This is a genomic window from Aeromonas enterica, assembly GCF_054052465.1.
The window spans coordinates 15,960-27,438 of sequence record NZ_JBSTYL010000003.1 but is presented as its reverse complement, the minus strand read 5'-3'; the positions used below and the strand labels follow the sequence as shown (position 1 = coordinate 27,438).

The following is an 11,479-nucleotide window of genomic DNA, read 5'->3' as shown; positions in this document are numbered from 1 at the left end:
AAACTGTTTGAGAAATTCGGGTGTAATTGCTAGTTTCAGCCAATCCAAAAGGGATTTTTACCGGATATCACCAAGATGCTCGACAGGATTGATTTATATCTGCTGCGGCTGCTGCAACAGGATGGGCGCCTCACGACAGTGGAGCTGGCGGAGCGGGTCGGATTGTCGGCCTCCCCCTGTGCCCGGCGTCTGAAGCGACTGGAGGGAGAGGGGCACATTCGGGGGTATCGCGCCGTGCTGGCGCGGGAGAAGCTTGGTCTTGGCATCACCATCTTCGTCAACGTGCGGCTCAGCCAGCACAGGGAGCCGCTGGTGGAGGCTTTCGAGCAGGCGGTGGCGGCCATGGTGGAGGTGATCAGCTGTCACACCGTCTCCGGCAACTACGACTATCTGCTGGAGGTGGTGGTGCCGGATCTGCCCGCCTACGAGCAGTGGGTCCGGCGGTTGCAATCACAGGACATGGTCAACGACATCAGCAGCCACTTCGCCATTCGCGCGGTCAAGGTGATGGGGCCGCTGCCCATTTGACCAGGTTCAGGTGCCGGGCTGATGGCCGAGCCCGCGCTCATTCACCTGCTCCTGATCCAGCAGCGGCTGACCACTCGGCTGGGAGACGTAAAAGCCCCGCTTGCCGCTGCGTTTGACCCTGTACATGGCCTGATCGGCCCGGGCCAGCGCCGTGCTGAAGTCATCCTGTGGCCGGATCGCCGCTATCCCCATGCTCAGTCCCACGGCGGCGTCGCCATTGGGCAGCTCGAACGGGGTCGAGATGGCGTCTATGCAGCGGCGGGCCAGGTGGCTGGTACGGGGATCCTCGCTCGGCCAGGGCAGCAGCAACACGAACTCGTCGCCGCCGAGTCGGCCGATCCTGACCCCCTCCTCGCAGCAGGCCTTGAGTCGCCGGGTGAGGGCGATAAGCAGCTCGTCCCCGGCCCTGTGGCCCAGGTTGTCGTTGACCTGCTTGAAGTCGTCGAGATCGATGAAGCAGATGGCCTCGAACGTCTGCGGGAACTGGCGTTGCAGTGCGGTGCGGTTGAGCAGGCCGGTGAGGGGATCCCGGTGGGCCAGCTGGGCAAGCTGCTGCTCGTACTCCTTCTCGTGGGTGATGTCGATGTGGGTGCCCATCACCCGCAGCGGGTTGCCCTCTTCGTCCCACTCCACCACCCGGCCCCGATCCAGTACCCAGGTGACCTTGCCATCCTTGGCGATCATGCGGTGCATTGCCTGATAAAACGGGCTCTTGCCGCTCAGATGATCGAAGAAAGCCTGCAACACCCGCTCCCTGTCTTCCGGGTGCAGGTGTTCGCGCCACACGTCGAAGTGGGCCGACAGCTCCTTGGGTTGAAACCCGAGCATGGCGCCCCAGCGTCGGTTGAAGATGATGAGTTTGCCACTGGGGACGTGATTCTGCCAGATGCACAAGCCGGTGCCGTCCATGGCGGCATCCAGCTTCTCGCGTGCATCCTCGGCGACCCGCTTTAGCCGCTCATTCTCCTGCAGCAGCCTGTCATAGGCAGCCTGCAGTTCCTCGTGTGTCATGAACTCACTCTTCCCTGTGGTGGATGCGCCTATAGTCGATGCTGACTTTCCTCCTGTAAAGGGGATGAGAACGCCAGTGTGAGAGCCACCCAGAACTGGCGTTTTTTCCCTCGGGTACTGCGTTTGCTGTGCGTTGGAACAAGGCAAGATATGATGGTGCTAGTGGGCACGTTTGTGTGCCAGCGTCACCGAATGGGGAAACCGAACCGGCATGAAACGCATCATGACCCTGATCCTGCTGACCAGCCTGTGTGGCGCCCCCGCGTGGGCTACCCGGGCGCCGCTCACCGAGCCCCAGTTATCCCGAGAGTTGCAACTGCTGGAGGAGGGATTCCAGCCTGATCGCATCTTCCGCTTGCGCATCGCCGCCCTGATGGCGAGCCGTGCCGCTTATCCGCCCGAGGTGCAGGGCCGTATAGTCCGGCTGCAGTGCTGGGCCATACCTGCCGAGCGAGACAGCCAATATCGCGGCGTGGTGGCCTTTGCCAACAAGGAACTGGCCCTCGCCCGTGAGCGCAAGGACAGGATCACCGAGACCGGTCTGCTCACCTGTCGCGGTTTTTATCAGCAGATGCTGGGCAATATGGAGCAGGCTAAGGCTGACTATGAACAGGCGCTTACGTTTGCGCGCCGGCTCGGCGATCGGGTGCAGGAGGCCGACATCCTCAGCTACCGTGGTGATATGTATGCCTATCAGGGGGAGCTGGCGGAAGGTCTGATGGATCTCATCGAGGCGCACAAGCGCTTCGAGTCGCTTGGGCTGGATGGCAAGGCACGGGAGGTGTTGTCCCAGATTGCCAATGCTTACCGCCGCATGGGGCTCTATGCACGGGCAGAAGGTTACTTTCAGGAGCTGGAACATGACTACAGCTCCTTGGGGGATCAGGAGCGGCTGGTGGACATCCGCTCCCAGCAGGGGCTGCTCTATGCCGAGATGGGGGAGTATGACCGCGCCCTGCCGCTGATGACGCAGGCCGAGCAGCTCTATCGCTCGCAGCACAAGCAGGGCTCGCTGGCCTGGATCCAGATCGAAATGGCCACCATCCTGATCAATCAGGGCAAGGTGGGGGAGGCCATGACCAAGCTGCAGCAGGCCAATGTGGCCCTGCGCAGCCGTGAGGACACCGACAGCGTGACCCTGGGTCACTGGCAACTGGTGATGGGCATGGCAGAGGATGCACTGGGCAATCCGACCAAGGCGCTCTACTACCTGACGCATGCCGAACCCATCTTCGCCAGGGAGAAGAACCAGCGCTTCCTGGCGCGGGTCTACGAGGTGCGGGCTCGCATTCTCGAACAGCAGGGCCAGGTCAATGCGGCGCTGGCCAGCCTCAAGCTGTACGTGCAGACCCGGCAGGCCCTTGAACGGGTGCTCAGGGAGCAGCGCTCCCTGCAAATGCGTTTCGAGTTCGATCTGGCCCGCAAGGAGCTGGAGAATCAGGCCCTCAAGACCAAGCAGCTGTTGCAGGAGGCCAAGCTCAAGCAACTGCAGGAGCGGCGGCAATGGCAATACGTGGTGGTGGTGTTATTGCTGGTGGTGATGGGCATGCTGGTGCTGCATCAGTTCAACCGCTCCCGCAAGCTGCGCCGGCTCGCCATGACAGATGAGCTCACCGGCATTCACAACCGCCGCCAGATCCAGGCCCAGGGGCAGGCCTGGTTCAAGCAGGCGAGAGAGCAGGGCAAATCCCTGTGCGTGCTGATCCTGGACATAGACCATTTCAAGCAGGTCAACGACAGGCTGGGTCACCACATGGGGGATCTGGTGCTGGCGGCCGTCGCCGGGTGTATCGCCGCCCAGCTGCGCACCCTGGACAGAGTGGGGCGTAACGGCGGCGAGGAGTTTCTGGTGCTGTTGCCCGACACCTGCATGGCGGAGGCGGTCGAGGTGGCGGAGCGGATCCGCCATCGGGTCTCCCAGCTGCGCATCGAGGGAATGCCGGAGGGGCATCCGGTGCACGTCAGCATAGGCTGTGCCCAATACAGCCCCCTCGACGACAGTCTGGGGGATCTGATCCAGCGGGCCGACGAGGCCATGTACCGGGCCAAACAGGCTGGCCGCAATCGGGTGATGCGGGCCGAGTAGGGCGCTCCGGCGCCCTTCGCGAACGGCCCTAAGCCGGGCTGGGTATTTTTCACTCGCGCGGGTATAATGTCGCGCAATTTTGCTTTGACTCAGGCGAGAAGACCCATGTAATGCAACCCGCTTCCCCTGTCCCACCCGGTTGGCCTCGATGCCGGCCCGCGTGGCGTTAGTTGCATGCAGTCCTGTGTATGCCGGCGGACCCGAGGCCGCATACATGCAAATGTGCCGTGAGTCGAATGCGGCATCCCGGATTTATTCCCACGGTGGCCAAGGCCATCGCTCAATAGAAGAACGTTGAATTATGTCAGCTGAATTTCTGAGTGAAGTCTCCAAGAGACGCACTTTTGCGATCATCTCGCACCCGGATGCGGGTAAAACCACCATCACCGAAAAAGTCCTGCTGTTCGGACAGGCCATTCAGCGCGCCGGTACCGTCAAGGGCCGTGGCTCGGGCCAGCACGCCAAATCCGACTGGATGGAGATGGAGAAGCAGCGCGGTATCTCCATCACCACCTCTGTGATGCAGTTCCCCTATGCCAACTGCCTGGTCAACCTGCTCGATACCCCGGGTCACGAGGACTTCTCCGAAGATACCTACCGTACCCTGACGGCGGTCGATTGCTGCCTGATGGTCATCGACGCCGCCAAGGGTGTTGAAGACAGAACTCGCAAGCTGATGGAAGTCACCCGTCTGCGCGATACCCCCATACTCACCTTCATGAACAAGCTGGACCGCGAAGTGCGCGATCCCATGGAAGTGATGGACGAGGTGGAGCGCGAGCTGAAGATCATGTGCGCCCCCATCACCTGGCCCATCGGCTGCGGCAAGTCCTTCAAGGGTGTCTACCACCTCTACAAGGATGAGGTCTATCTGTACCAGACAGGTCAGGGCCACACCATCCAGGAGAAGCGGGTGGTCAAGGGCCTGCACAACCCGGATCTGGACGCCGCCATCGGCGAGGATCTGGCGGCCCAGCTGCGCGGTGAACTGGAGCTGGTGCAGGGCGCCTCTCCTGAGTTCGATCACGAGGCCTTCATCGCCGGCGAGATGACCCCGGTCTTCTTCGGTACCGCGCTCGGCAACTTCGGCGTCGACCACATGCTGGATGGCCTGACCGACTGGGCGCCTGCGCCTATGCCGCGCAAGGCCGAGAGCCGTCTGGTCGAGGCGACCGAGGAGAAATTCTCCGGCTTCGTGTTCAAGATCCAGGCGAACATGGATCCGAAACACCGCGACCGTATCGCCTTCATGCGCGTGGTGTCCGGCACTTACAGCAAGGGCATGAAGATGCGCCATGTGCGCATCGGCAAGGACGTGAACATCTCAGACGCCGTCACCTTCATGGCCGGTGATCGGGAGCAGGCCATCGAGGCCGTCGCGGGCGATATCATCGGTCTGCACAACCACGGCACCATCCAGATCGGTGACACCTTCACCCAGGGTGAGGATCTCAAATTCACCGGTATCCCGAACTTCGCCCCCGAGCTGTTCCGCCGCATCCGCCTGCGTGATCCGCTCAAGCAGAAGCAGCTGCTCAAGGGGCTGGTGCAGCTCTCCGAAGAGGGCGCCGTGCAGGTGTTCCGTCCGCTCATCAGCAACGATCTCATCGTCGGCGCCGTCGGTGTGCTGCAGTTCGATGTGGTGGTCTCGCGTCTGAAGAGCGAGTACAACGTCGAGGCCCTGTACGAGGCGGTCAACGTCTCCACCGCCCGCTGGGTGGAAGGGACCGACGTCAAGAAGTTCGAGGAGTTCAAGCGCAAGAACGAGTTGAACCTGGCGCTGGATGGCGGTGACAACCTCACCTACATAGCCCCGACCATGGTCAACCTGCGTCTGTCTCAGGAGCGTCACCCGGACGTTCACTTCCGTCAGACTCGCGAACACTGATCGCGGCTGGCTGGCCATATTGGCTGACGACCCATGACAAGAGACCCCGCTTAGGCGGGGTCTCTGTTTATCTGCGTCTCGTGGCACTAAAAGGCGCGCAGCAGCCGGGCTGGATTGCCCGCATAGGTGCCGTGGATCAGGATGTCGCGGGTCACCACGGCGCCGGCACCTATGACGGCACCCCGGCAAATCCGCACCGGCAATATGGTGGCGTTCGAACCGATGGAGACCTCATCTTCGATGAAGGTCCGGCCCCAGTTCGCAGAGTCCGGATCCGGGGCTCCCTCCCGAAACAGATCGTTGGCAAAGATGACGCCGTGGCCGATAAAGCAGTGCGCCCCGATGGTGACATGCTCACAGATAAAACTGTGGGACTGGATCCGGGTGCCCGGCCCTATGCTGACGTTCGACTGGATCTCGACGAAGGGGCCAACGAACACATCGTCGGCCAGGGAACAACCATAGAGATTCACCGGTTCAACCAGCTTCACCCGCTCTCCGAACTGCACATCACGGATGCCGACCGTCAGGCGAGTCGGGCCGTTCATGTCGCACTGTCCGGCATCAGCGTCAGCACCATGCAGATCTCGCAGGCGTCGTGGCCAGTGCAGCCGAGCGGCCCCGGCAGGTGCTCGAAGCCAAGGGATGCATAGAGTGTGGTCGCCTCGCGCAGCACCTCGGTGGTTTCCAGATAGCAGCGCTGGTAACCCAGGGTTCTCGCCTCGTCCAGCGCCTGCAACACCAGTCGCCGTCCCAGCCCCAGCCCGCGCAGAGAAGGCATGAAGTACATTTTCTGCAGCTCGCAGACCCGATCCTCTTCCCCTGCCAGCGGCGCTATGCCGCCGCCGCCGAGAAGGATGCCGTCGGGCCCTTCGATCACCCAGTAGCGGCTCTTCTCCCCCCGATAGGTCTCGTGCAGCCGATCCAGATTGGGGTCGGCCACGCCATAGCCCTTGTCGGCGGTGAGGCCGTATTCGGCGGAGACGGCGCGCACCACGGCGGCGATATGAGGGTTGTCGGCGGCTGTGATGGGACGGATGCGATAGCCTTGCTGACGACGGGCGCGGGAGAGGGCGCTGCGGTAGAGGCGCAGGCCGGCCCACAGCTGCTCGCGTTCGCTCAGGGTGAGTTGGGCCAGGGTCTCTTCCATGGCGTTGTCCATCTCCTGATGCAGATCCAGCAGCTGGGCCTGGCCGGCGATGGTGAGGCGCGCCTCCTTGCTGCGGCCATCGGATGGATGAGGGTGCCAGCTGATGAGCTCGCGCTCGGCGAGTCGCGCCAGCGGACGGCTGGCGTTGGATTTGTCGATGCGCAGCCGTTCTGCCAGCTGCTGGTTGGTGGCGGGGCCGTTCTCCAGCTCAATCAGCAGATGGGCTTCGAGCGGGGTCAGCGCCAGCTCGCCGCACTGCTGGGAGAGCATGCCGAGTTCGCGAACCAGATCGCGCGACAGGGCGCGCAGGGGGCGGGGATCCATATCAGGGCTTCCTATTTGGTTGTCATCAACAACCAATATAGTCAACTAGTTGTTACTAGCAACTTTTTTATTGGGTCAGCGAAGGGTCATGAAATCGGCGGGCATAATGAGCGGGCACAAAAAAGGGCCCGGGAGGGGGCCCAAACATTGGAAACCCGCGCGAGGGCGCGGATCCCATCCTTGGTCAGGCAAGGTGCCAGCGAGCGTTAGACCAGCTCGGCCAGCATGGCGTCGGCATAGGGAACCAGTGTCTCGCCCTTCTGCACTTTGGCGAGATAGTCCGGGTTGGCGATCAGCGGACGGCCGATGGCGACGAGGTCGAAGCGGTTGGCCTTGATGGCATCCAGGGCTGTGTCGGCGCTGTAGTTGCCCACCCCCACCAGATGGCCGTCGTAGTGGGCGCGCAGGTAGTCGGAGGCGCGGCCATCCAGATAATCGAAGGTGAGGCTGTCATCGAAGATGCCCAGGTGCACATAGGCCAGGGCGCGCAGGTTCAGTTCGCTCAGCAGATGGTCGAACACGGCACGATCCCGCTGGTCGCCCTCAAGGTGCACATAGGCGCCGGGGGAGAGGCGCAGGCCAACCCGCTCGGATCCGATGCGGGCGTTGACCGCATCCACCACTTCCAGTGCGAAGCGGCTCATGTTCTCCGGGCTGCCACCGTACTGATCGCTGCGCAGGTTGCTCGAATGGTGCAGGAACTGATCGATGAGGTAGCCGTTGGCGCCGTGGATCTCCACCCCGTCGAAGCCCGCCTCTATGGCGTTGGCGGCGGCCTGGGCGTAATCCTCGGCCAGCTGGCCTATCTCGGCCACTGTCAGGGGACGGGGTACCTGATACTCCAGCTCGCGCATGCGCGGCACCGTCCCCTCATGGGCGACGGCGGACGGTGCCAGCACCTCGCCATGGTGGAAGAAGGGGTGGGAGAGGCGACCCACGTGCCACAGCTGGGCGAAGATCTTGCCGCCATTGGCGTGCACGGCGCTGGTGACGTTTTTCCAGCCTGCGATCTGCTCCGGGCTGTAGATCCCGGGGGTGTTGGGATAGCCCTGGCCGTCCGGACGAATGATGGTGGCTTCGGAGATGATGAGGCCGATATCGGCACGACGGGCGTAATAGGCGGCCATCTGCTCGGTGGGCACCAGGCCCGGGCCGGCCATGCAACGGGTGAGCGGTGCCATCATGAAGCGATTCGCGAGGGTGAGGGTGTCGTTGAGGCGATAGGGCTGAAACAGGGTATTCATGATCGTCTGTCCTGAGGGAGTGATTCTTGAACGTGCATTCAAGACGTTTTTTGTTTTGTGCGCAAGTCTTTTTTGAACGAGCATTCAAGATGGGTTGGTGTTGCCTGCCCGCTGGGGTAAACTTGCCGCCCTTTTTGTTCCCCCTCATCGGCTTTGCGCCGGTGATCGTTTTTTCAACGGAGAAACCATGCGCAGCGCCGAGTTCAACCGGGACGACGTCTTGCGAAATGCCATGGAGGCATTTCGGGCCAAGGGTTACGCCAAGACCACCATGCAGGAGCTGGTGGCGGCGACCGGGTTGCATCCAGGCAGCCTTTACGCGGCGTTTGGCAACAAACGCGGTCTGCTGCTGGCGGCGGTCGATCACTATGTGCAGGAGAAAAGCGCGCTGCGCCGTGGCTTCTTTGCCGGCCAGAGCCCGCTGGCGGGGGTGCAGGCCTACCTCAGCCAGATAGTGAACGATGCCCTCTGCGGCACCTGTCTGGTGACGCGTACCCTGATGGAGTTGGCGGAGCAGGACGAAGAGCTGCATCTGCGGCTCAAGGCCATCTATGCCGAGCTGGACGCCGATCTGGTGCAGATCCTGAGTCTCGCCCAGCAGCACGGCGAGCTGATGGCCGACCGCGACATCCCGACCCTGACCGCCTTCCTGCTCATCAACATTCAGGGTCTGGTCACCTTCGCCCAGTGCCGCCCCGACCGCGCCCTGCTCGATGGCGTCGTCACCCAGCTGATGACGGCCCTGCGGGCATGATGACAGGCAGATAAACAACAATGGCTCCCGCGGGAGCCATTGTTGTTTCTGGGGATGTCGTACGCAGCCGGATTACTCCGGATTCACCAGCTCTTTCATCAGATCCTTGAGCCACACCAGTGCCGGTTGCTGCACATGGTGCTTTGGTATGCCAGGCGCAGCCGTTATTCAGGATTAACCAGCTCTTTCATCAGATTCTTGAGCCACACCAGGGCCGGTTGCTGCGCATGCACCGGATGCCAGACGCAGTTGAGGTGATAATCCGGCACGTCTTCAGGCAATGGCAGGCTTTTGAGCGGCCAGTGGTTGGCGAGCAGCTCGGCCACCATGCTGGGCAGCACCAGCAGGTGATCGCTCTGGCTAACGATGGCGGCGGCGGACATATAGCTCTGGCTGTTGACCGAGATGGTGCGACTGAAGCCCAGCGTCTTCAGATAGCGGTCCAGGCTTGCCTCCGAGGTGCCGAGCGGCGAGTGGAACACATGGGGCATGGCGATAAGCTGCTCAAGCGTGATGCGCTCCTGCCATTGGGAGGGATCGCTCTCGGCCCCGGTGGTCGCCGATTTGGCAATCGGCAGATCGGCGCGCACCAGCCCGGCCAGCGGCTCGGTGAGCCAGGTCTCCTTGCCCAGATATCCCGGCACCTGCATGTATTCGTCAAACCCCAGCACCAGATCGATTTCGCCGCTCGCCAGCTCCGCCTCCGGCAAGGTGTCGCGCAGGATGCGGATCTCGATGGTAACGCCGGGCGCCAGTCCCTTGAGGCGCTGGATGAGCGGCGGGATCAGCACGCACTCCACGTAATCGGTGGTGCAGAGCACGAAGCGGCGCTTCGACTGGCTTGGCTCGAACACCTCTTCGTCCGAGAGCTGCTGCTCCAGCAGCCGCAGCGCTTGTTGCACTCCCAGATGCAGTCGCTGGGCGCGCGGGGTCGGCAGCATCCCCTGCGGGGTGCGCACCAGGAGCGGGTCGCCGAAGAAGGTGCGCAGCCTACCCAGCGCATGGCTCATGGCCGGCTGGCTGATAAAGAGTGTTTCGGCGGCGCGGGTCACGCTCCCTTGCGTCATCAGGGCGTCAAAGGCAAGCAGCAGATTGAGGTCGAGCTGGTGCAATTTCATGGTGAGATTATTTGCCGTGCTTATGGGACAATCCATCCTATTCATTTGATGGATGGGGGCGCAACGTCTTACTCTGCAACCCACTGTTATTTTTTCAGGGTTCCCGCGCAGATTTCCCGCGTAAATAGGGGGCCTCAATCCATGCAAGGAGCCTTGCTATGAGCATCAAGACCATGAACACCACGCCGGCCGCTGACGGCTTCACCATGCCCGCCGAGTGGGCGCATCAGCAGGCCGTCTGGATGATCTGGCCGTTTCGCCCGGACAACTGGCGTGAAGCCGGTCGCTTCGCCCAAGCGACCTTCGCCAAGGTGGCCGATGCCATAGGCCAGGCCACTCCTGTCTTTATGGGGGTGCCAGCCGAGTTTATGGAGCAGGCCCGCGCCATCATGCCTGCCCACGTTACCCTGGTAGAAATGGCCAGCGATGACTGCTGGGCCCGCGACACAGGCCCGACCATAGTCACCAACGCAGCAGGCGAATGCCGTGGGGTGGACTGGGGCTTCAACGCCTGGGGCGGCCACAAGGGCGGTCTCTACTACCCTTGGGATCAGGATGAAAAAGTGGCAGCCCGGATGCTGGAACAGCACGGCATGGATCGTTACGCCGCGCCGCTCATTCTGGAAGGGGGCTCCATCCACGTCGATGGCGAAGGCACCTGCATGACCACCGCCGAGTGCCTGCTCAACGAAAACCGCAACCCGCACCTGACCAAGGAACAGATCGAAGCTTATCTGCGCGACTATCTGGGCGTCACCAGCTTTATCTGGCTGGACGAGGGCGTCTATATGGACGAAACCGACGGCCACATCGACAACATCTGCTGCTTCGTGCGTCCGGGTGAAGTGGCCCTGCACTGGACTGACGACCAGAATGATCCCCAGTACGCCCGCTCCCTGGCCGCCCTCAAGGTGCTGGAAGCGGCAGTGGATGCCAAGGGTCGCAAGCTGAAAGTATGGAAGATGCCCCAGCCGGGCCCGCTCTACTGCACCCAGGAAGAGTCTGCCGGCGTCGAGAGCGGTACCGGTGTGCCGCGCGAGGCCGAAGGTCGTCTGGCCGGTTCCTATGTGAACTTCCTCATCACCAACGATCGCATCGTCTACCCGCTGCTGGATGCCGCTACCGACGGTGAAGCCCAGCGCATTCTGGAAGAGATCTTCCCGGATCACACAGTCGTCGGCGTGCCGGCCCGCGAGATCCTGCTGGGCGGTGGCAATATCCACTGCATTACCCAGCAGATCCCCTCCGGCAAGTAAGAACCGGTTCCAGTTGGTATTCAAAACCCCACGCCGTGGGGTTTTATCTCTTGATGGTGTGATGGTCGCAGGCGCTGATGCGGCGACCACCATCACAAACAGTCACCCTTTTACAGGAGA

General features: G+C 62.2%; 10 protein-coding genes. 5 read left to right on the top strand and 5 right to left on the bottom strand.

Features of this window, described 5'->3' with window-relative positions; all coding sequences use genetic code 11:
• Nucleotides 1-75 precede the first annotated feature (75 nt).
• Nucleotides 76-528, top strand: a complete 453-nt coding sequence (locus ACW5XD_RS04185; RefSeq protein ID WP_456493771.1) for an Lrp/AsnC family transcriptional regulator — start codon at nucleotides 76-78, stop codon at nucleotides 526-528.
• Between the two features lie 6 nt (nucleotides 529-534).
• Here ACW5XD_RS04185 and ACW5XD_RS04180 read toward each other — a convergent pair whose 3' ends face one another.
• Nucleotides 535-1,539: a diguanylate cyclase domain-containing protein gene (locus ACW5XD_RS04180; RefSeq protein WP_456493770.1), complete on the bottom strand. Its 1,005-nt coding sequence runs from the start codon at nucleotides 1,537-1,539 to the stop codon at nucleotides 535-537.
• 223 nt (nucleotides 1,540-1,762) lie between these two features.
• Here ACW5XD_RS04180 and ACW5XD_RS04175 point away from each other — a divergent pair, with 223 nt between their 5' ends.
• Both ACW5XD_RS04175 and prfC read left to right on the top strand, forming a co-directional pair.
• Nucleotides 1,763-3,625: a diguanylate cyclase gene (locus ACW5XD_RS04175; protein WP_456494062.1), complete on the top strand. Its 1,863-nt coding sequence runs from the start codon at nucleotides 1,763-1,765 to the stop codon at nucleotides 3,623-3,625.
• A 298-nt stretch (nucleotides 3,626-3,923) separates the two neighbouring features.
• Complete coding sequence (prfC, locus tag ACW5XD_RS04170; protein WP_098980750.1) at nucleotides 3,924-5,513, top strand: peptide chain release factor 3; 1,590 nt, start codon at nucleotides 3,924-3,926, stop codon at nucleotides 5,511-5,513.
• A gap of 86 nt (nucleotides 5,514-5,599) precedes the next feature.
• Here the strand turns inward: prfC and ACW5XD_RS04165 are convergent, their stop codons facing one another.
• From ACW5XD_RS04165 to ACW5XD_RS04155, 3 genes are all read right to left on the bottom strand, one after another.
• Nucleotides 5,600-6,061, bottom strand: a complete 462-nt coding sequence (locus ACW5XD_RS04165; protein ID WP_456493769.1) for an acyltransferase — start codon at nucleotides 6,059-6,061, stop codon at nucleotides 5,600-5,602.
• Nucleotides 6,058-6,987 carry a bifunctional helix-turn-helix transcriptional regulator/GNAT family N-acetyltransferase gene (locus ACW5XD_RS04160; RefSeq protein ID WP_456493768.1) on the bottom strand — a complete coding sequence of 310 codons (930 nt, stop codon included), beginning with the start codon at nucleotides 6,985-6,987 and terminating at the stop codon, nucleotides 6,058-6,060. The genes ACW5XD_RS04165 and ACW5XD_RS04160 overlap by 4 nt, the downstream gene beginning before the upstream one ends.
• A gap of 206 nt (nucleotides 6,988-7,193) precedes the next feature.
• Nucleotides 7,194-8,231 (bottom strand): alkene reductase, encoded by a 1,038-nt coding sequence (locus ACW5XD_RS04155; RefSeq protein WP_456493767.1) that lies wholly within the window; start codon nucleotides 8,229-8,231, stop codon nucleotides 7,194-7,196.
• 187 nt (nucleotides 8,232-8,418) lie between these two features.
• On the opposite strand from ACW5XD_RS04155, the gene ACW5XD_RS04150 reads away from it, so the two are divergent.
• Nucleotides 8,419-8,985, top strand: a complete 567-nt coding sequence (locus ACW5XD_RS04150; protein ID WP_456493766.1) for a TetR/AcrR family transcriptional regulator — start codon at nucleotides 8,419-8,421, stop codon at nucleotides 8,983-8,985.
• A gap of 164 nt (nucleotides 8,986-9,149) precedes the next feature.
• Here the strand turns inward: ACW5XD_RS04150 and ACW5XD_RS04145 are convergent, their stop codons facing one another.
• Nucleotides 9,150-10,103 carry a LysR family transcriptional regulator gene (locus ACW5XD_RS04145; protein WP_456493765.1) on the bottom strand — a complete coding sequence of 318 codons (954 nt, stop codon included), beginning with the start codon at nucleotides 10,101-10,103 and terminating at the stop codon, nucleotides 9,150-9,152.
• A gap of 158 nt (nucleotides 10,104-10,261) precedes the next feature.
• Between ACW5XD_RS04145 and aguA the strand changes: the two genes are divergently transcribed.
• Nucleotides 10,262-11,359 (top strand): agmatine deiminase, encoded by a 1,098-nt coding sequence (gene aguA, locus ACW5XD_RS04140; RefSeq protein WP_456493764.1) that lies wholly within the window; start codon nucleotides 10,262-10,264, stop codon nucleotides 11,357-11,359.
• Nucleotides 11,360-11,479 lie beyond the last annotated feature (120 nt).

Excerpts from the sequence above, each read along its gene's own strand:
- ACW5XD_RS04185 (WP_456493771.1), top strand. The coding sequence starts at position 76 with ATGCTCGACAGGATTGATTTATATCTGCTGCGGCTGCTGCAACAGGAT.
- ACW5XD_RS04180 (WP_456493770.1), bottom strand. The coding sequence starts at position 1,539 with ATGACACACGAGGAACTGCAGGCTGCCTATGACAGGCTGCTGCAGGAG.
- ACW5XD_RS04175 (WP_456494062.1), top strand. The coding sequence starts at position 1,763 with ATGACCCTGATCCTGCTGACCAGCCTGTGTGGCGCCCCCGCGTGGGCT.
- ACW5XD_RS04165 (WP_456493769.1), bottom strand. The coding sequence starts at position 6,061 with ATGAACGGCCCGACTCGCCTGACGGTCGGCATCCGTGATGTGCAGTTC.
- ACW5XD_RS04160 (WP_456493768.1), bottom strand. The coding sequence starts at position 6,987 with ATGGATCCCCGCCCCCTGCGCGCCCTGTCGCGCGATCTGGTTCGCGAA.
- ACW5XD_RS04155 (WP_456493767.1), bottom strand. The coding sequence starts at position 8,231 with ATGAATACCCTGTTTCAGCCCTATCGCCTCAACGACACCCTCACCCTC.
- ACW5XD_RS04150 (WP_456493766.1), top strand. The coding sequence starts at position 8,419 with ATGCGCAGCGCCGAGTTCAACCGGGACGACGTCTTGCGAAATGCCATG.
- ACW5XD_RS04145 (WP_456493765.1), bottom strand. The coding sequence starts at position 10,103 with ATGAAATTGCACCAGCTCGACCTCAATCTGCTGCTTGCCTTTGACGCC.
- aguA (WP_456493764.1), top strand. The coding sequence starts at position 10,262 with ATGAGCATCAAGACCATGAACACCACGCCGGCCGCTGACGGCTTCACC.